Genomic DNA, 17,780 nt, shown 5'->3' with positions numbered 1-17,780 from the left:
ATTCTTTTTAGAGTATACCACTACCAACCGGATTTGAAAAAAACTTTGGCTTGAAATCAGTTGGAAAAGGTAAATATTAATGCACGATGGATTAATCCATATAGCGTTAAGGTGATGTATGCAAGGAGAAAAAGGATAAAATTAAAACGCCAAAAACCCTTCATCACTTTTTTCAAAACAATTTCTTCTTTTACCTTCCAATGAACAAATACAAAAATCATCGCAATTAAAATCATTATTAGTATTATTAACCAAAAAAGTGATTTACCCCAAATAGTAGCGATTAAAAAATGAACGGAAATAATAAATAAAATCGTTGTATAATCAAGTGCCATGTGGACAGATTTTCGAGTATTTTTTGTCACCAGTTTTGTTATAAAAAAAACGATGAATAATCCTAAAAATGGCAAAGTGAAGAAAATAGATATTATGGAGGATAGAAAAGTAATCAAGAGTTCGCCTCCTTTAACACTTCTTTCCCTTTTATTAAATAATAAAGGTTCTCAACCTGAGGTGCGGTCATTTCCTTAAATTGTGCTTCTTCTAAAATATACCCTAAGATTGCATCTACTTCTGTCATTTTGTTCGCTTCAATATCCCTAAGCATGGAGGAGCGGTTTTCGGAGGTGTTTTTACATATATCAATAATTTGTAGTTGATGTACTTCAGCATTTTTCAAATTTAATACCGTAGAAATTTCGGAAAATAAATTTTTTAATACATGAAAATAGTATTGATTATTTATTAATTCGCCATTTTTAACATGAAGAATTGCCGTTAATGGATTAATGACTGCGTTGACAATTAATTTATTTTGCAGCATTTGAAAGTAATCCTCTTTGAGAACAAGTGGAAATTCGTTTGGTGCTGAAAAAACAAATTCACTCAAAAGTGTTGTATCTCCCTTGAAAACAGCAACATTAGTTATACCTTCACCATTATGGGATACAGTATATGAATTTTCTTTAAGGGCTCCGTGCTCCACTGATCCCACATAAATATTAGTAAACGGGATTGTTTCAAGCTGTTTTAAATGCCCCATGCCATTCTGTAAAAATAATAGATTGTTAGGAATTACCTGTAATTGATTTATTTTCTCAATAATTGGATAAAGATGATACTGTTTGACCGCGATAATTGTTATATCCTCTACTCCCTTCCACTCTGTAATTGGCAGGGCCTGTACAAAGGATATCGTTTGTTCTCCTTTTTTCTTTAGTACGATTCCATTTTTGTTTATCTCAGATGTTTGCTCTGTTGATCTGCAGTATATCGTAACCTCAAACACCCTACTAATATAAGCGGCAAATAATAAGCCAATTGATCCAGCACCTATAATTCCAACCCTCATGGTAACCCCTCTTTTTAGTCATCGTTACCCATATTTTATCAGATGCAGTCGATAGTTTGTTAGAAAGATTAGAAAAAATAAGCCCTATTCGACAACCGCCGAATAGGGTCTATAAAATTATACGGGGTAAACCGGATGCTTACGCACACTGAAATTTAATTCTTTCGTTTCATAGTAAGCAAAGCGTTGAATAAGTATATTTCGTAATTCAGACGGAGCGACGATTTCATCGATAATAAGCTCTGAAGCAAGCTTGTAAATGTCGATATGCTCTTTGTATTCTTTCTGTTTTTCTTGGACAAAAGCAATTTTTTCTTTCGGGTCGGTTATTTCATTAATTTTGTTTGAATAGACCGCATTGACAGCGGCTTCTGGACCCATAACGGCAATTTGTGCGGTCGGCAACGCGATGCAGCAATCAGGTTCAAAAGCGGGACCTGCCATCGCATAAAGACCAGCACCATAAGCTTTCCTAACAATTACAGATATTTTCGGAACAGTTGCTGAGCTCATAGCAGCAATTAATTTTGCCCCATGACGGATAATTCCTGCACGTTCAACCTTTGTTCCGATCATGAAACCAGGTACATCTGCCAAAAATAATAGCGGAATATGAAAAGCATCGCAAAGCTGAATAAATTTTGCAGCTTTATCAGCGGAATCAACAAACAAAACGCCGCCTTTTACTTTTGGCTGATTAGCAATAATTCCAATAGCTCTTCCATCGATTCTAGTTAATCCCGTTATCAATTCTGGGGCAAATAATTTTTTAATTTCATAAAAGCTATCTTGGTCCACAAGTCTATCAATACATTCATACATATCAAACGGTGCGTTTTGGTTTTCTGGAATGATCGCTTCTAGTTCACGGCCTTGTTTCGCTGCTGCGCCTTCAGTCATTCTTGGTTTTTCTTTAAAACTGCTTGGAAAGAAACTGATATACTTTTTAGCTGATTCAATCGCATCTTCCTCACTATAAGTGAGAACATCCCCACAGCCGCTGACAGAACAATGCATCCTGGCACCGCCCATTTCCTCAAGCGTTACCTTTTCGCCGATAACCTTTTCTGCCATACGTGGTGATCCCAAATACATCGAAGCATTTTGATCAACCATAATAACAATATCGCAAAATGCAGGGATATAAGCCCCACCAGCAGCGGACGGGCCAAACAGAATACATACTTGGGGAATCATCCCGGAAAGCTTCACTTGATTATAAAAAATTTTTCCCGCACCTCGTCGATTTGGAAACATTTCTAATTGATCTGTTATTCTTGCTCCTGCTGAATCGACCAGATAAAATAACGGAACTTTTAATTTCTCCGCTACTTCTTGAATACGGATTATTTTTTCAACCGTTCTTGCTCCCCATGACCCTGCTTTAATTGTTGAATCATTTGCCATGACACAGACAGTCTGACCTTTAATTTTACCAATCGCTGTTACGACACCATCTGCAGGAAGGTCACCAGCCTTAAAATTGGCGAATTTACCATCTTCTTCGTATTTTCCTTCATCAAGCAATAATTGAAGACGCTCACGAACAAAGAGCTTTTTTTGCTGTTTAGCCTTCTCATGATATTTTGGTTGTCCGCCGGATTCAATTATTTTACGGTTCTCGTTCAATTGATTTTTCAATAATTTTCCTCCTCAAAAAACGTCCGTTAATATGTTTCATCATCATTTTCTAAATTTCCTGCAATCTTTGAAAACGCTATCTGAACTTATTTGAAGAATTTTTTGAGTTTTTGTTATATAATAAAGGTAATTCATTTGAATAATGCAAAATTAATTTCATATCATGTTATTCAGGAACAAATGAATATATACAAGATTATGAGGTTTTCATATTTAGGAGGTCGACTATGGCAATTAAAGTGGAAAGACTAAAAGTAAACTTTAAAACACTAGAAGAGTTTAAAAAGTTTAAAGAATATGGGATTCAAGAATTGTCTATGCTCGAAGATCTTGAAGCAAATATGGTTGATAACAATAGCGACTCACCATTCTACGGAATTTATTTCGGGGACAAACTAGTAGCACGAATGAGTTTATATCAAATTGATGCAAAATTTGACCGCTACTTCTATCCGCCGCAAAATTACTTAGAACTATGGAAGCTCGAGGTATTGCCTGATTATCAAAGTAAGGGGTATGGCAAAGTGCTTGTAGAATTTGCGAAGAACTTTGGTCTCCCGATTAAAACGAACCCTAGAGTTCAATCAAGGAGTTTCTGGGAAAAAATGGACTTTGCCAATGTAGAATACGATATGGAGCGTGACCGTGGAGAAAATCCATTGGTTTGGTATCCTAAAGGCGTCGAACCACAACATCATAATTAAAAAAATGAAAAAGCGGACATTAGGTCCGCTTTTTCTACTTTTCTACTCTTTCAAGGTTACCGTTTTTATCCATTTGAAATTTTACCTTTTGTTGTCGGTCCTCATCTTGAAGGACGACCATTTTTCGAGCTCTTTCCATAATTTCAATTAATGATCGATAATCCTCTTCGATTGCTTTTAAATTTTTGGATAATCTTTCATTTTCTGCAGCTAAATAGAATGCCTTCTTTTCCAACTCTTTGATTTTTTCAAAAGACCTCTTCCTGTCTGCTTCAAAATCGGATGAAACTTGCGCTTTTTGATGGAGACCCTCTAAAAATTGAATAACAGCCGAAAACGTAATTGTGCTGCTTGGCACATTTCCTTTTGGTGAAGGAACGCTTTCTACTTTAACTTCTTCCTGAATAGTCTCTACTTCATTCGAGACTGGCTGCTTTTTCAACTCTTTACGCTGCTTTTTGGCAAGCTCTATTCCTGATTTATATTGTTTTCTAACAAATGAATTCCATCGAAAGCCACAGGCTGCAGAGGTACGCATAAGCTGCTTCCCTACTTCCTCAAACGCTTGCAGCTGTGTCCCGCCTTCACGGATGTGCCGTAACACAACTTCAGCAAGCAACAAGTCTTCGTCTTGGGACCATGCATCTTGTCGAGTTGGTGACATTAAATCATCCCTCCTAGTGTTTTTATAATACATATGCATCTACTAGAAAAGATAGACTTAATCAAAAGCGGTGTTTTAATCTTTATTCATTGTTTTTCCCTATAAAAGTTTTTACATATTGATGATGGGCATCACTTTCCCACAATAAGGAACAATTTCTTACCTCTTCCTCTATTCTTTCACGCAAATTAGTTTCCTCCCACTTTCTAACCCAAAGCATTTTATAGGATTTCAGCACACTTCGATCATTTGTTAACATTTTCTCAAGGTATGCTTCACAAGCCTTAAGAGAGTTACCCCTATACAAAGCATCTATAAAACCAATTTCGTTTAAAAATGACGCTGTTTGCAGTTCAGCCTCCATTAAAAGCTTCATAGCAGCTGAGACTGGGAACTTTTCTGTTAAAATTGAACCTCCACCCCAGCCTGTTGTTATCGCTTGCTTGCCTTGTACAAACCCTGCCTTTATACCTTCTCGCGCAATACGAAAGTCGCAAGCTGCTGCAAGTTCGCACCCGCCGCCAACAGCTGTTCCATTTATGAGAGCCATGGTTGGAACCGCTAAGGTTAGCAGCGAATAAAGAATATTAGCCATTTTAGAAAGCATTGGGTACGCTTCTTCCTTTGTGTGAAGCTTATGAAAAACAGATAAATCTCCTCCCGAACAAAAAGCCCGATCGTCTTTTCCAGTAATCACAAGTGCCTTTATATCTGGTTCTGAGGCTCTTTTTATCGCCTCAGCTAAGCCTTCCATCACGTCAAAATTAATAGCATTTCTTTTTTCACTTCTATTAATCGTAAATAATAAATAACCCTTTTCCTGTTTTTCAATGGAATAAGACAAAATGTCGCAACCTTTCATTATTAATTGATAGGCTGTGTTAAACTTGTCTGTTGATTTCCGCTCCATGCGCGTGCGGTTCGCGGGCGTGCCGGGGAGCCTCCTCGTCGCTTCGCTCCTGCGGGGTCTCCCCTGCCCCGTACTCCCGCAGGAGTCTCGCGCATTCCGCTCCAATCAACAGATTGTGAAAAATCAACATTTAGCTTTAACACAGCCAATTGATAAAGGGATATAGTATGTATTTTTCTTAAAACGACAAAAGCACAAGGGCTATAACACCCTTGTGCTTTCTATCTTACCTTAAAATTAGTCGTTCACTACGTCTTTTCCTTTGTATGTTCCGCAAGCTTTACATACGCGGTGTGAAAGTTTCATTTCACCACAGTTTGGGCAGCTTACCATACCAGGTACGTTTAATTTAAAATGAGTACGACGTTTTCTTTTTGCAGTTTTAGAAGTCCTTCTAAAAGGTACAGCCATTCTTCCCACCTCCTTAAAGAGTATTAAGAAAGTAATGAAGGCCAGGAATTCTGGTTCTTCACTTTGCTTCTTAGATTTGTCGATTATGATTCGGAAGAAGAATTGTTTTCGTCAAAAAACTTTGCGAGACCAGCAAGTCTCGGATCCATTTTTTTAGATTGATCTTCCTCATGAACAACTTCCCAATCCTTGCCAGACTGTGGAGCAGCATCTTCATGATTAACATCGTCACAAAAAACTTGCATTGGAACTTCAAGTAAAAGAATTTCTCGAAGGATTGGCATAACATCAATCACATCACTATTTACTTGATATGCTTCCTCTTCAGTTTCATAAACTGAACCTTGCAAGAGGAACGTTTCAGTCGTTTCGACATTAATTGGAAGTTTTACATCCACTAAAGTACGAGAACAAGGAAGTATTAAGTAACCTTCGATTTTTAAATGGAATGTCACTTTTGTTGAATCGATATCTCCCCGACCAGTAATATGCATCGGAGAAACTTCTCGGATGGTTGGATCATCTTGTTTGATCTCATCCACACGAACCATCTCATCAATCATAAAATCCTTGTTTCGATATTTTTGTAATTGACTTAATGTCCATTTCAATTGAATCACCCCAAGGCAACAAAGGTAATTATAGCCTTCGATAAATTTTTTGTCAATGTTTTTTCTTTACACCCCGTCAGGTGATAAAAAGCAATCGCTCATATAGGTTTCCTATACTAGTTTAACCAGTTAAGCTATTTGCAAACATCTTTAATATCTTATCATATAATTTGATTGGTTTCCTTACATTATTGATATAATGTTAGTAGTTTAAAAAAAAAGGGAGAAAATAAATGAAATCTGTAGGATTAATAGTGGAATACAACCCTTTTCATAATGGACATGCCTTTCATTTACAAGCATCAAAGGAGGCTGCAGAGGCAGATGTTGTCATTGCAGTAATGAGCGGAAACTTTTTACAGCGCGGGGAACCGGCACTTGTTTCTAAATGGCAGCGCACCAAGATGGCATTGCTTAATGGAGTAGATATAGTCTTTGAGCTTCCCTATCGCTTCGCTACTCAGAAAGCGGAAACGTTCGCAAACGGTGCTGTGTCAATTTTAGATGCAGTCGGCTGCGACTCTCTATGTTTTGGCAGTGAAAGTGGGGATTTATCCTCCTTCATTCAAACTATCGATTACTTAAAAGATCAGCAAAACTCATTTAATGAAAACATCAGATGGCACTTAGATACTGGTGTCAGCTATCCTAAAGCCCTTTCCTTAGCTTTTAAACAATTGCCTAATGCAAATAATTATTTGGATTTAGCAAAGCCAAATAATATTCTTGGCCTTGAATACATAAAAGCAATCCAACGACAAAAGAGTTCAGTCAGTCCGATGACAATCCCACGAAAAAACGCTGACTATCACGATGAACATTTTGCTTCTGCAACAATTGCAAGTGCGACGAGTATTCGTAAAGCCATTTTTACAGATAACGCAAGCCAAGCAGAAATTAATCAATATGTACCAGAGCAAACAAAACTTTTATTAAAAGAGTATGTACAACAATTTCAGGGATTTCACCAATGGGAAAATTATTGGAGCTACCTTCAATTCCGCTTGATTCATTCTAGTCCAAGTGAACTCAGGGAAATTTATGAGATGGAGGAGGGACTTGAGAACCGACTTCAAGCAGCATCTCTTGTAACTGATAACTTTCATAAATTTATGCAGCAAATTAAAACAAAAAGATATACATGGACAAGGCTGCAAAGGTTATGTGTTCATATTTTAACGAACACAAAAAAGGAGGAAATGACGAGACACTCGGAAAAAGCCTCTTATCTAAGACTTTTAGGAATGACCAGTATAGGCAGGGAATACTTAAATAAGAAGAAGTCTCACCTTAGTCTCCCCCTTATTTCAAAACTAGCCTCATTTAAAGAAAAAGAAATAAACCTTGATATTAAGGCAGCTCGGATTTATTCTCTAGGGATTCCTAGTCATTTAAAAAACAAAATGCTTCGGCAGGAATTTGAGCAACCGCCAATTTATATACAGGAAAAATAAAAATGATGATGCAGACGCACCATCATTTTTATTTTTCCTTTAGCTTTTCTAAATACCTAACTGCGTCGTCAAATGTATCAATTGGAACGATCTTCATTTTGGTTTTTATGTCCCTTGCAGTCTTAACAGCATCCCGGTAATTGGAATTCTTTATCCCTTTTTCATTAGGAGCTAAAAAGTACTCCGCCCCAGCCTTGTCAGCAGCTACGATTTTTTGTTCAATTCCTCCAATAGGTCCGACTGTTCCATCCACATCGATCGTCCCGGTACCAGCAATTTGATAGCCCTTAGTTAAGTCTCCTTCTGTTAACTGGTTATAGATTTCTAATGAAAACATGAATCCAGCAGATGGTCCCCCAATTTCATCTGTCTTTACCTTAACCTTTGGCTTGACAACTATTTCTTTATCGTCCACTAGAGAAATCCCTATCCCCACCTTTTGAGGATTCTCTTTAAAAGGCTGAAGTTCTAATGTAACAGTCTTTGTACTTTTATTACGCAAGTAGGTTAATTTCACCTTATCCCCAGCTTGTTTTTTGCTTACGTAATCAATAAATTTTTCCGAAGAAGGCAATTGCTGCCCATCCACTTTAAAAATTCGGTCACCCGTGGAAAGCTTTCCTTCCGCAGGCATTTCTGGAATCACCTGCATGACATAGATCCCCTTATATTTATAATTTACAGGCAATCCCGCCTTACGGTAGGCAACTTCTATTGCATTAAGTTTTGAGCCAGCCATCAGATGGAGCTGTCTTGCATTGTATTCTTCCTCTGTTTCTTTTTTATTTAAAATCATATCTAATGGATAAAGTTCTTCATAATTTCGTATCTTTGCTTCTAAATAGGAGTAAATATTTGCTCTACCCATTCTAACTGTTGTAAGCATAAAATTACCTTTATCCTTATCGCCGCCTTCAACCATAATGATTGGTCCAAGTTCTTTCGCCATTCCAGGTTTTGAAACATAATAAGGCAATGAATAGAACATTCCCCAGATAAAAAAAATGGCAACGATTAGTGCAGAACCTATATATAATTTTTTGCGCATCGCAATTTCTACCCCTTCCACTGTTCAATCACGGTTTTTATTTGCTTTAGATGTTTTTTCGCTTCTTCCTCACCAAGATTAATGATCTCATCAATATTTGTGAAGGCTCGTGAACTATAAATTTCAACAGGGGGTCGAATCATTACACTGGCCGCGATCTCTCTATTGTTAATTATTTCCGCTTGCATAATGTCTATACTCTGCATAATCACATCGTAAATTGAGGTAATTTCTGCGTTCCGTTTCACCCTGGAGACATCAACTGCGATAACTATATCCGCCCCCATCTCTTTAGCCACAGAAACAGGAATACGGTCAGATACACCACCATCTACAAGGATTCTCCCATTATATTTTTCTGGAACAAAAATCCCCGGGATGGAAATACTTGCTCTTACAGCATCAGCAACCGGGCCCGTTTGAAAAACAACCTTTTCCCCCGTCAATAAATCAGTTGCGACGATACCTATTGGAATGGACAAGTCCTCAATGTTTTTTCCATGAGTAAAAACCTTAATAAATTCCTTTACTTTTTTTCCTGAGATAAATCCCATTTTCGGAACAGTAAAATCCAAAAAGTATTTTCTTTTAAAAGCAGTGGATAATTTATATAACCGATCCATGTCAATTCCTGCCCCGTAAAAACTTGCAACCAGCGCCCCCATGCTGCTGCCTGCAATCAGATGAATCGGAATTTCAGCATCTTTCAATGCTTTTATGACTCCTAAATGAGCAAACCCGCGTGCACCACCCGAACCAAGCGCCAAGCCTATTTTAGGGTGCTCCATTACTAAAGACCTCCTATTTAAAACTATTAGATATTTTTTCTTCTTAACAGACAGGACTTCCCGAAGCCAATCCACAGAAATAAGAAATCTCGTTCAATCTTATGGTCTAAATAAACGTTCTATGAGTATATTTGTTTTATATGAGGACAAGTCAGGATAAGAATATTTCTTATTTTACCATTCAATTAATTGATTGCACAGTTTCATCGATCCCTCTCGGAAGGAGGTTCCTTCATTGTTTCGTTCCAAACTAAAAACTATTTTTTTATCTATATCCGTCACTATTTTAGCTGCCTCCCTTATTTCTTATCCTCAAGAGTCCTTAGACGCTTCTATACGAGGGCTAAATATGTGGTGGGAAATTGTCTTTCCATCCCTATTACCTTTTTTTATTGTTTCTGAAATGTTAATTGGCTTTGGGGTTGTCAAATTTATCGGCGTATTATTGGAGCCATTAATGAGGCCTCTCTTTAAGGTACCTGGTGTTGGAGGGTTCGTTTGGGCGATGGGTATGGCTTCAGGATTCCCCGCTGGAGCAAAGTTTACCGCAAGATTACGTCAGGAAGGCCACTTAACACGAATTGAAGCTGAAAGACTTGTTTCTTTCACAAATTCTTCTAACCCTTTATTTATCTTTGGGGCAGTATCTGTAGGTTTTTTCTATAATCCTCATTTAGGTGTTATTCTTGCATTAGCCCACTATTTAGGAAATATTTGTGTTGGATTAATCATGCGTTTTTATGGGAATGAATCCCCTGACGAAATTAGTAAGAAAAATAAAAAGTTCAAAATCCGATTGGCTTTATCCGCTTTGCATCAAACAAGATTAAAAGATAATCGACCAATTGGTAAACTTCTTGGTGATGCAGTTAATTCTTCTATTCAAACTTTATTAATGGTTGGCGGGTTTATTATTTTATTTTCTGTGATTAACAAATTACTTTATCATTTACATATCACAGCGACACTTGCAAAATCAGTGGAGATCTTGTTATCCTCATTGTCTTTCCCTGAAATGTTAAGCATTCCATTTATATCTGGTTTATTTGAAATCACATTAGGCAGCCAACTAACGAGCCTGGTTCAAGATGCTACTCTATTACAAAAAGCAATGATTACCAGCTTTATCCTGGCATTTAGTGGATTTAGTGTCCAAGCACAGGTTGCAAGCATCCTGGCACAAACAGATATCCGATTTAAACCATTTTTTATTGCAAGAATCCTTCAAGGTATATTTGCAAGCTTGTTTGCATTGATTTTGTGGAAGCCAGTTTACTTGCGTTTCAATAATCAAGAGCAGCCTTCTAACGCTTTACCTGTTAGTTTTTTTGAAGACGGTTCATGGGGAGATCATTTTTATCATAAAATGATGGAAGTTGGTCCGCTTATCACCATTTTCTCCCTTTTTGTGTATGTGCTAATTTTGTTTTCCCGCGTAAAAAAACAATAAAAAAGAGCTGGCAAAGCTCTTTTTTATTGTTTTTTGAACTTCTTTTGTAATTCTTTTTCAACAATTGGTGGGACGAGCGTTGATATGTTCCCATTATATTTTGCCACTTCTTTTACAATACTGGAGCTTAAGAAGGAATATTGATTATTGGTCATAATAAAAAAGGTCTCGATATCTTCATTAAGCACTCTATTCATCGAAGTGATTTGCATTTCGTACTCAAAATCTGAAACTGCCCGCAATCCACGGATGATAGCATTAGCATTAACAGCCTTTGCATAATCAACAAGTAAGCCAGAATGGACATCTACCTTAACATTAGGAAGATCTTTTGTTACAGCCTGAATTAGATTCATTCGCTCTTCAACACTGAATAACGGGTTTTTAGATGAATTGTTTAATACACTCACATAGACAGTATCAAATACTTTGGCACCTCTTCTAATAATATCTAAATGACCATATGTAATTGGATCAAAGCTTCCTGGACAAACGGCTATTTTTGTCAAATTGACTCCCCCTCACTCAATATCTGTTCGTATATAAATAGTTACCGCGATCATTCCATACTTTTCATGTTTTATTTGGATAAACCGCCCTAATGATTTTGGTAATTCAACATCGAAGCTATGCTCACAGATAACGCATCCATTTATTTTTACTACATCCTGTTTATCCATTTTTTCCATTAAACTGACGAGTTGTTGTTTTTTGTACGGCGGGTCTAAAAATATGTAATCAAAGCAGATTTCTCTTTTTATGAGAGCCTTTAATGCTCTATCGGCATCATTGCGATAGACTTCCGTTTGGTCCTCAAATTTACAAGCTTTAATATTTTCCTGGATCACTTGAATGGCCTTTAATTCTCGGTCAATAAAAATAACTTTATCCAATCCCCTACTAAGTGCCTCCAAACCTAATCCACCGCTTCCAGCAAATAGGTCCAATCCAATGCCGCCATCAAAATAAGGACCAATCATATTAAATAAAGCCTCTTTTACCTTATCAGTTGTCGGCCTCGTTGTATTACCCGGAACAGCTTTCAAAGGTCTACCTTTGCAAATCCCTGAAACCACTCTCACTACCATATCACCACATTTTTTCAGAAATAATTTTCTTAATCCATCCTACCATAATATACAAAAAGTAGACAATTAGTAAGTGAATATCTTTTCATTTGAGTAATGATTTACAAAAAATGATTCTTTCATCAGGAAAATTTATTCGAAAGTACGTATAAGCTTTTAGGTTGTGGAAATAATGTAATTAACAACATCAATTCGAGGATGTTGTTGCCAACCGCGGAGAAGACTTACGTTTCCCCATAAGTTCTTCCTCCGGTTTCTCCTCTCCCTTTGCCTTCTATCCTCTATGAGGATGTGGAAGGACCCTGCAGAATTTTCTGCAGGTTTTTTTTTTACTTATTATTCAAAAGATCGGAAATTAGTGATAGAGTATTCTTGAATTAAGCCATTTTAAAGGAGAGTTTTCATTGATCCAGCGTTTTATTGAATTAGGAGAAGGATATTCAGATATATATGAACTGATTGAGCTTACAAATGCAAACCAACACCGTCTTCAACATATGCTCGCACTGCACACAAAGATTGATGATCAGGAACGAACCTCATTGGTTGTCGTATTAAAGCCAACAGACCCTGGAAAATTTCAAGCCCTATATATTTGTCGTGAGGGTATTCCAAACCCAAAATTCATATCAAATAAGAGGTATGATATCTTTGCTTCTACTGCTGTAAAACATGGTAAGCAAATACATGAGCTATCTGTTAAGCCGTCAACCATTTTTTATGAAAAAGAGCTGTATTACCAGCACTTAATCGGCATTCTCCGTCTTAATCATTATTTACTTCCATTACAATAGGAAAAGGTGAGGGAAACGCCCTCACCTTTTTAAATACCCATTTTATAATCATATTCCTTTGCTTTATCTGGCGCCGAATTCTCATACTCCATTCTTAAAAATGGTTTATATGAAGGTTCTACTTTCTTTACAAACGAAAAAGAATTCAACTTTTCCATTATTTCATTCAACTCTTCTTGATTACAATACAGAACAACATACTTCAACTTTTTTGAAACGTAATGAACGTTTCCGAAACGCCGAAGCATTTTAGCTTGTTTTAACGAGTAAAGCCAAACAACCAATCCTTGTCTTTGAACAAACATACTTTTTTCCCCTTCAACAAACCATCATTTTACATAAGTCTAGCATATTAAAACGTTCCTTTTCAATTCAAACTTTGCTACTTATTCCAGATAAGTGCTTAAAATCTGAAAAGATTGACATTACAAAAAAAAAATCAGCACAATTCGCTGATTTTTCAGCCGCACCCACAGCTTCCTCCACCGCCACAACCACTAACGTGGCTGGTTTTCGTTTCAAAAAACTGATTTCCTGTTGGAACTTTTATATGTTCAGAGACCGCACCGCCTACAATAATACTAATTGCATCTAGTAGGTCTTGCAAATCATTCTCAGCCAATTTGAATTCTGCTACCAGAGGATCCATATCCATTTCCCTTTTATTTTCGCGGATTTGTGTCATTACCTTTTTATAATCAGGATGGTATTTACCAAACCGCTGGACCTCGTCATATAGCTCCTTTAGACGAACGAATTGACTTATTTTCCGCTGTGTTTCCTTGTTATTTTGTAATTTATATAAACATATTTGATATTGTTCGGCTATTTCAGATTCTAATACCATCTTTGCTAATTGCTCAGCTTGTTCCAATAATTCGACTCTCTCTAACGTAGCAAGCATTTTACGCCCACCTCCAAAGATATTTTAACATGAAAGTGGTGGTAATGTGAAAATTTCAGTTTATCTAGGGATATTTACCATAAATTCTTTCGCTAATCCATACGGTTCATTATTTGGATTGACAACTTCTAACTTTACCTTATGGGTTCCCGGTGAAAAACCTTTAATTATAAAAGCTGCCGCTTTAACCTCGCTATTTTTCTTTCCATCCACCCAAACAACAATCTTCCCGATTCTTCCTTTTGAAGGGTCTGCGTCACGGAAGCTGATTCCTGTAACAATACAATTAATTAAAACTGTATCACTTTTGATCTGGTGGTGAACATATAGTGAAGGAATTTCAGTTCTAGGTAAGACATTATTAAATCCAGTAAGGATTCCAATCAAAAAGATCATTAGGACTAACTGCGGAACTAGCTTTTTCATTTAAATTCACTCCTTCTTTTGCTTGTATTGTTCGCCTCCTTTTCTTTTTTTAGTCTTACTCCGCTATGACAAATAAAAAAAGCCACAAAATAAATCCTGTGACTTTGTTTAATTTTGATTTTTCATCGCCTGAAACATGTGATACATCATCGAAGCCATTTGTACATTATTCGAAAACTTATTCACTTGGTCAGGAATTGTTTTCTTATAATAGTGTAAGGATTCAATTTCAAGCGATTGCAAATCATATGGATTTCTTGACAGCTTTCTATACCATATTGGTTGTTCGCGAATGAATTGTTTTAAGTCCTTTTGACTTTCAATATATTGCAGTATATCTCTTCGCATAAGTTAAAGTTCCTTTCCATCAATCTTTTCTAAACACAAATGGATGTTTAGGTCCTTCTGACGGCTTAACAGGACCTGTACCAGGGGTTTCTCCTTGAAATTGTGAAATTACACCTTGGATCGCCCCCAGAGCCTGACTTAGGTTATTCATGTGGTTTTGCATTTGATTCGGATCCATTTTCTTAACCATTCCCATAATATTAGAAAGCCAATCACCTTTAGATTCTGTGCTCGTTTCATCGACTGATCCAGTATCAGATCCCATCGATTCCCAGCGGCTATCTTCTTCACCTAATAAATACCAGTCTTCATATAGTTCCTGCCAAGTTGCCTTCCCTTTCCGTACTTCTTTGATTAGTTTTGGATTGTTTTTAACAAATTCTTTGAATTGTGACACGGAAGGGTGTAATTTTTTTTGTGTCATTTATCTCACCTCAGCCCATATTATTCCCAGTAATACAATATGAAAGAATTTTACAAATGTGAAAGAACACCGAGATTAAAATATTTAATATTTGCCTTGTAAATGGTAAGATGTCAAAAGACAAAGAAATGAAAGAGGTAAGTATAATGAAAGATGAATTACGTCGATTATTAGAAACATGTATTGAAACTGGTTCAGAGACTGATTTAAATTCTCTTGCCTACCTTTTATCGGGATTCCAAGTAAAAATTAAACAAAAGCGAAGTACATATATTGACGGAATTCTACAAATGGATAGAAAACTAAATGAGAAAACTTGCGAAATTACGATTCCTTTAGACCCAACTCTTAATAACAACCTAGATATTGTCCATGGTGGGATTACTGCGACGGTACTTGATACAGCAATGGGGAGTCTGGCTAATTATCTTCTACCAGATGGTTATGGAGCCGTAACAAATCAATTGAATATCCATTACATAGCACCAGGTATCGGAGAAACACTCTACAGTAAAGCGGAAATTGTTCATAGCGGCAGCAAAACAATGGTCATCTCAGGTGAAGCATATCGGAGTGACGGAAAAAAAATCGCCTATGCCACAGGTACATTCTTTATTATAAAAAAATAATAAGCGGAGGTGTGATCAATAATGGTCACCGCCATCGTAATCCCAATTATTTGCTTTTACTTTTTTTGGCTTACAAAAAAAGAGATGAAGGAGCACGATACAAAGTGGCTTGATACTGGCCAAGTACAGCAAGAAGCAATCATAACAGGTGAAATTAAAAGTATTATCGAAGAGAAGCAACGGTTTTATTATCATCGCTACATTTATGTTCAGTCCTTAAAACTACAAACAGTAACAAAACTAATCACCGCCCAAAAGATCACACCCATTACTAACAATTTCAATAAAGAGTCTTTTAATGTGGGGGAAGTAATCCGATTATACGGGAAATGGGAGCAAAACAGATTTATATTTAATCAATATAAGATTGAAAAAAGGTGACCTAATCGTCACCTTTTTCATTGTTCTGTTTTTGATATAAAGTTTTGGGTATAGTACTTTTGGAATACCCCTACACCAAGATGAGAGTATTCCTTGTTTAACAGTGACTCACGGTGTCCTTTACTATTTAGCCAACCCTCGACAACAGCTGGTCCATCTGTATAATTTGCAGCAATATTCTCGCCTGCAGCCTGGTAAACCACATGGGCCGTTTTTAATCGTTTGGTAAGATCTCCAAATTTCTTGGAAGTATGTGAAAAGTCGTTGTTTACTGACATATCCTTACTGTGCTCAAACGCGGCCTCTGCCGTATTCTCATCCCATTTTAATTCCTTTAATTTATGTCTTACTCGTAAGACATTCGTTAGGTCAAATATCTCTTGTTCCGTATCTTCTTCAATGGCACGCCGCCTTTCCTCACTAGGTTCAGGTGCTTTGATTAAATATCCACTATAAACAAGTTCATATGGCCTTTGTTTAATTAGTGTTTCTGCATTAAGGAACCGAACACTAGAAAGATTGCCAGTAAATTTATCTATGTAGAGCTGGACAAAGACATCACCCAATTGCACCATTGGCCGAAGATTTAAATCAGCATCATTCAATTCAAAATGATACGAATTACCATTAAAGTCAATCTTAATATTTGTATCAATATAATGCGTATTAAAGATTTCCTCAACCGGCTCTCCTATTTCAAAAGGTGCTACATCAAGATTTTGGCCTATCGCGAAAATCGTAACTACACGTTTATTTTCAACACCCACTTGGACATACTTTTTATCGTCTTGATTATAAATATACCACTGATAACCATACATTGACTCATCAATCCGAGCTGGTGAACCAAGTATTTTTTCTAATTCACCTTCATTTTTCCCAATTAATAAAGCCAAACCTTCTTTTGGTTTTTCCGAGACTATTTTTTTACTTGGCTTATTATCAGGATTTTGTGAAATAGGTTGTTTCATTTCTGAAGTACGATCTTCTTTAATTAAAATATTACTATCGTTATTTTCGTTTATACTCACATAAAAACCGATAGTTAAGAAAACTGCTGAAAGAATAAGAATTCTAGTCAGTGTACGCAGAGGCATTCACCCTCTCTATTACTTTCATGTATCATTATATGTATAGATAAAATTATTATATCATCAATATCTTGAATAGTAATAGTCATAATCAAAAATGTCAGACAAATGAACTGATGAAAAGAAAACAGGCACGATGAGTACCTGTTTTCTAAAGGTAAAACTATTTTTTTATATAATAATTTTTAATGTTGTACTCCATTATAATTTTGCTCAGATATTTCCGTTAATGCCTCTTTTGCTTGGTCGTCAGTCAATTCGCGAATCGCGAAATCACCAAGGGAAACAATTCCTATTAACTTACCTTCCTCTACCACAGGTAATCGTCGGATTTGATGGTTTGCCATTAATTTTGCTGCATCTTTACTGGAAGAATCAGGAGTAACAGTAATAAGGTCATTACTCATGATATCTTCTACTTTTGTTGAACCAGGATGTTTTTCAGCAACACCTCGAACAACAATATCTCGGTCTGTAATCATTCCGACTAGCTTTTCCTGGTCAATAATTGGTATAGCCCCAACATTTAATTGCTTCATCTTTAAGGCGACTTCATAAACATTATCAAGTAACGTACAGCATTCTACCTCTTCAGTCATTATATCTCGGATTTTTTCCATTTTACTGCCCCCTAGGTTTATTTAATTCCTCTTACCATTATTT

Annotated in this window: 24 protein-coding genes; 6 read left to right on the top strand and 18 right to left on the bottom strand. The window is 36.5% G+C overall.

The annotated features are described in order from the left end of the window. Positions 1-56 precede the first annotated feature (56 nt). From J7E67_RS16030 to J7E67_RS16020, 3 genes are all read right to left on the bottom strand, one after another. Positions 57-452 (bottom strand): DUF3397 domain-containing protein, encoded by a 396-nt coding sequence (locus J7E67_RS16030; protein WP_214732328.1) that lies wholly within the window; start codon positions 450-452, stop codon positions 57-59. Beyond that, a complete protein-coding gene (locus J7E67_RS16025; protein WP_214715953.1) occupies positions 449-1,351 on the bottom strand; it encodes a 2-dehydropantoate 2-reductase in 903 nt (300 codons plus the stop codon). The genes J7E67_RS16030 and J7E67_RS16025 overlap by 4 nt, the downstream gene beginning before the upstream one ends. 117 nt (positions 1,352-1,468) lie before the next feature. Further along, a complete protein-coding gene (locus J7E67_RS16020) occupies positions 1,469-2,992 on the bottom strand; it encodes an acyl-CoA carboxylase subunit beta (protein WP_214732327.1) in 1,524 nt (507 codons plus the stop codon). A gap of 227 nt (positions 2,993-3,219) precedes the next feature. Here J7E67_RS16020 and J7E67_RS16015 point away from each other — a divergent pair, with 227 nt between their 5' ends. Beyond that, complete coding sequence (locus J7E67_RS16015; protein WP_168242699.1) at positions 3,220-3,696, top strand: N-acetyltransferase; 477 nt, start codon at positions 3,220-3,222, stop codon at positions 3,694-3,696. A gap of 34 nt (positions 3,697-3,730) precedes the next feature. Here the strand turns inward: J7E67_RS16015 and J7E67_RS16010 are convergent, their stop codons facing one another. The 4 genes from J7E67_RS16010 to J7E67_RS15995 form a co-directional block, all read right to left on the bottom strand. Next, a complete protein-coding gene (locus J7E67_RS16010) occupies positions 3,731-4,360 on the bottom strand; it encodes an RsfA family transcriptional regulator (RefSeq protein WP_214715949.1) in 630 nt (209 codons plus the stop codon). An 82-nt stretch (positions 4,361-4,442) separates the two neighbouring features. Continuing rightward, positions 4,443-5,222, bottom strand: a complete 780-nt coding sequence (locus tag J7E67_RS16005) for an enoyl-CoA hydratase/isomerase family protein (RefSeq protein ID WP_214732353.1) — start codon at positions 5,220-5,222, stop codon at positions 4,443-4,445. Positions 5,223-5,507: 285 nt separating this feature from the next. Continuing rightward, positions 5,508-5,681 carry a 50S ribosomal protein L32 gene (rpmF, locus tag J7E67_RS16000; protein ID WP_026566356.1) on the bottom strand — a complete coding sequence of 58 codons (174 nt, stop codon included), beginning with the start codon at positions 5,679-5,681 and terminating at the stop codon, positions 5,508-5,510. An 83-nt stretch (positions 5,682-5,764) separates the two neighbouring features. Continuing rightward, entirely contained in the window at positions 5,765-6,292 is a 528-nt protein-coding gene (locus J7E67_RS15995) for a YceD family protein (RefSeq protein WP_168242697.1), read from the bottom strand. Positions 6,293-6,525: 233 nt separating this feature from the next. Between J7E67_RS15995 and J7E67_RS15990 the strand changes: the two genes are divergently transcribed. Continuing rightward, positions 6,526-7,746: a nucleotidyltransferase gene (locus J7E67_RS15990; RefSeq protein ID WP_214715948.1), complete on the top strand. Its 1,221-nt coding sequence runs from the start codon at positions 6,526-6,528 to the stop codon at positions 7,744-7,746. Between the two features lie 28 nt (positions 7,747-7,774). On the opposite strand, the gene J7E67_RS15985 is transcribed toward J7E67_RS15990, so the two are convergent. Together J7E67_RS15985 and J7E67_RS15980 are read right to left on the bottom strand one after the other, a co-directional pair. Next, the gene (locus J7E67_RS15985) at positions 7,775-8,794 is read right to left on the bottom strand and encodes a SepM family pheromone-processing serine protease (RefSeq protein ID WP_214715947.1); all 1,020 of its coding nucleotides are present in this window, start codon (positions 8,792-8,794) and stop codon (positions 7,775-7,777) included. Positions 8,795-8,802: 8 nt separating this feature from the next. After that, positions 8,803-9,582, bottom strand: a complete 780-nt coding sequence (locus J7E67_RS15980; protein ID WP_214715946.1) for a patatin-like phospholipase family protein — start codon at positions 9,580-9,582, stop codon at positions 8,803-8,805. Between the two features lie 235 nt (positions 9,583-9,817). Here J7E67_RS15980 and ylbJ point away from each other — a divergent pair, with 235 nt between their 5' ends. Beyond that, positions 9,818-11,032, top strand: coding sequence for a sporulation integral membrane protein YlbJ (ylbJ, locus tag J7E67_RS15975; protein WP_214715945.1), 1,215 nt, complete (start codon positions 9,818-9,820; stop codon positions 11,030-11,032). A 23-nt stretch (positions 11,033-11,055) separates the two neighbouring features. Here ylbJ and coaD read toward each other — a convergent pair whose 3' ends face one another. Both coaD and rsmD read right to left on the bottom strand, forming a co-directional pair. Next, the gene (coaD, locus tag J7E67_RS15970; RefSeq protein WP_168242692.1) at positions 11,056-11,541 is read right to left on the bottom strand and encodes a pantetheine-phosphate adenylyltransferase; all 486 of its coding nucleotides are present in this window, start codon (positions 11,539-11,541) and stop codon (positions 11,056-11,058) included. A gap of 12 nt (positions 11,542-11,553) precedes the next feature. After that, a complete protein-coding gene (gene rsmD, locus J7E67_RS15965) occupies positions 11,554-12,114 on the bottom strand; it encodes a 16S rRNA (guanine(966)-N(2))-methyltransferase RsmD (protein ID WP_214715944.1) in 561 nt (186 codons plus the stop codon). 410 nt (positions 12,115-12,524) lie between these two features. Between rsmD and J7E67_RS15960 the strand changes: the two genes are divergently transcribed. Next, positions 12,525-12,914 (top strand): DUF7147 family protein, encoded by a 390-nt coding sequence (locus J7E67_RS15960; RefSeq protein ID WP_214715943.1) that lies wholly within the window; start codon positions 12,525-12,527, stop codon positions 12,912-12,914. Positions 12,915-12,943: 29 nt separating this feature from the next. Here the strand turns inward: J7E67_RS15960 and J7E67_RS15955 are convergent, their stop codons facing one another. The 5 genes from J7E67_RS15955 to J7E67_RS15935 all read right to left on the bottom strand — a co-directional run bounded on the left by J7E67_RS15955 (position 12,944) and on the right by J7E67_RS15935 (position 15,016). Continuing rightward, positions 12,944-13,219 (bottom strand): YlbG family protein, encoded by a 276-nt coding sequence (locus J7E67_RS15955; RefSeq protein ID WP_088086281.1) that lies wholly within the window; start codon positions 13,217-13,219, stop codon positions 12,944-12,946. A 155-nt stretch (positions 13,220-13,374) separates the two neighbouring features. Next, positions 13,375-13,818 carry a YlbF/YmcA family competence regulator gene (locus tag J7E67_RS15950; protein WP_214715942.1) on the bottom strand — a complete coding sequence of 148 codons (444 nt, stop codon included), beginning with the start codon at positions 13,816-13,818 and terminating at the stop codon, positions 13,375-13,377. 60 nt (positions 13,819-13,878) lie between these two features. Beyond that, complete coding sequence (locus J7E67_RS15945) at positions 13,879-14,244, bottom strand: hypothetical protein (protein ID WP_088086279.1); 366 nt, start codon at positions 14,242-14,244, stop codon at positions 13,879-13,881. A gap of 108 nt (positions 14,245-14,352) precedes the next feature. After that, complete coding sequence (locus J7E67_RS15940; RefSeq protein ID WP_214715940.1) at positions 14,353-14,592, bottom strand: YlbE-like family protein; 240 nt, start codon at positions 14,590-14,592, stop codon at positions 14,353-14,355. Positions 14,593-14,611: 19 nt separating this feature from the next. Beyond that, the gene (locus J7E67_RS15935; RefSeq protein ID WP_214732326.1) at positions 14,612-15,016 is read right to left on the bottom strand and encodes a YlbD family protein; all 405 of its coding nucleotides are present in this window, start codon (positions 15,014-15,016) and stop codon (positions 14,612-14,614) included. 146 nt (positions 15,017-15,162) lie between these two features. Here J7E67_RS15935 and J7E67_RS15930 point away from each other — a divergent pair, with 146 nt between their 5' ends. Both J7E67_RS15930 and J7E67_RS15925 read left to right on the top strand, forming a co-directional pair. Further along, complete coding sequence (locus J7E67_RS15930; RefSeq protein ID WP_168242685.1) at positions 15,163-15,645, top strand: PaaI family thioesterase; 483 nt, start codon at positions 15,163-15,165, stop codon at positions 15,643-15,645. Between the two features lie 21 nt (positions 15,646-15,666). After that, complete coding sequence (locus tag J7E67_RS15925; protein WP_214715936.1) at positions 15,667-16,026, top strand: hypothetical protein; 360 nt, start codon at positions 15,667-15,669, stop codon at positions 16,024-16,026. 17 nt (positions 16,027-16,043) lie between these two features. On the opposite strand, the gene J7E67_RS15920 is transcribed toward J7E67_RS15925, so the two are convergent. Together J7E67_RS15920 and J7E67_RS15915 are read right to left on the bottom strand one after the other, a co-directional pair. Beyond that, entirely contained in the window at positions 16,044-17,123 is a 1,080-nt protein-coding gene (locus J7E67_RS15920; protein ID WP_214715934.1) for a CAP domain-containing protein, read from the bottom strand. 179 nt (positions 17,124-17,302) lie between these two features. Continuing rightward, positions 17,303-17,737 carry a CBS domain-containing protein gene (locus tag J7E67_RS15915; protein WP_214715932.1) on the bottom strand — a complete coding sequence of 145 codons (435 nt, stop codon included), beginning with the start codon at positions 17,735-17,737 and terminating at the stop codon, positions 17,303-17,305. Positions 17,738-17,780: the final 43 nt, after the last annotated feature.

The sequence above is a fragment of the Bacillus sp. ISL-46 genome (assembly GCF_018613205.1).
Note: the sequence above shows the minus strand (reverse complement) of the source record. Positions and strands in the feature narration are given on the sequence as shown.

Excerpts from the sequence above, each read along its gene's own strand:
- J7E67_RS16025 (WP_214715953.1), bottom strand. The coding sequence starts at position 1,351 with ATGAGGGTTGGAATTATAGGTGCTGGATCAATTGGCTTATTATTTGCC.
- J7E67_RS16015 (WP_168242699.1), top strand. The coding sequence starts at position 3,220 with ATGGCAATTAAAGTGGAAAGACTAAAAGTAAACTTTAAAACACTAGAA.
- J7E67_RS16010 (WP_214715949.1), bottom strand. The coding sequence starts at position 4,360 with ATGTCACCAACTCGACAAGATGCATGGTCCCAAGACGAAGACTTGTTG.
- J7E67_RS16005 (WP_214732353.1), bottom strand. The coding sequence starts at position 5,222 with ATGAAAGGTTGCGACATTTTGTCTTATTCCATTGAAAAACAGGAAAAG.
- rpmF (WP_026566356.1), bottom strand. The coding sequence starts at position 5,681 with ATGGCTGTACCTTTTAGAAGGACTTCTAAAACTGCAAAAAGAAAACGT.
- J7E67_RS15990 (WP_214715948.1), top strand. The coding sequence starts at position 6,526 with ATGAAATCTGTAGGATTAATAGTGGAATACAACCCTTTTCATAATGGA.
- J7E67_RS15985 (WP_214715947.1), bottom strand. The coding sequence starts at position 8,794 with ATGCGCAAAAAATTATATATAGGTTCTGCACTAATCGTTGCCATTTTT.
- J7E67_RS15980 (WP_214715946.1), bottom strand. The coding sequence starts at position 9,582 with ATGGAGCACCCTAAAATAGGCTTGGCGCTTGGTTCGGGTGGTGCACGC.
- J7E67_RS15955 (WP_088086281.1), bottom strand. The coding sequence starts at position 13,219 with ATGTTTGTTCAAAGACAAGGATTGGTTGTTTGGCTTTACTCGTTAAAA.
- J7E67_RS15950 (WP_214715942.1), bottom strand. The coding sequence starts at position 13,818 with ATGCTTGCTACGTTAGAGAGAGTCGAATTATTGGAACAAGCTGAGCAA.
- J7E67_RS15945 (WP_088086279.1), bottom strand. The coding sequence starts at position 14,244 with ATGAAAAAGCTAGTTCCGCAGTTAGTCCTAATGATCTTTTTGATTGGA.
- J7E67_RS15940 (WP_214715940.1), bottom strand. The coding sequence starts at position 14,592 with ATGCGAAGAGATATACTGCAATATATTGAAAGTCAAAAGGACTTAAAA.
- J7E67_RS15935 (WP_214732326.1), bottom strand. The coding sequence starts at position 15,016 with ATGACACAAAAAAAATTACACCCTTCCGTGTCACAATTCAAAGAATTT.
- J7E67_RS15930 (WP_168242685.1), top strand. The coding sequence starts at position 15,163 with ATGAAAGATGAATTACGTCGATTATTAGAAACATGTATTGAAACTGGT.
- J7E67_RS15925 (WP_214715936.1), top strand. The coding sequence starts at position 15,667 with ATGGTCACCGCCATCGTAATCCCAATTATTTGCTTTTACTTTTTTTGG.
- J7E67_RS15920 (WP_214715934.1), bottom strand. The coding sequence starts at position 17,123 with ATGCCTCTGCGTACACTGACTAGAATTCTTATTCTTTCAGCAGTTTTC.
- J7E67_RS15915 (WP_214715932.1), bottom strand. The coding sequence starts at position 17,737 with ATGGAAAAAATCCGAGATATAATGACTGAAGAGGTAGAATGCTGTACG.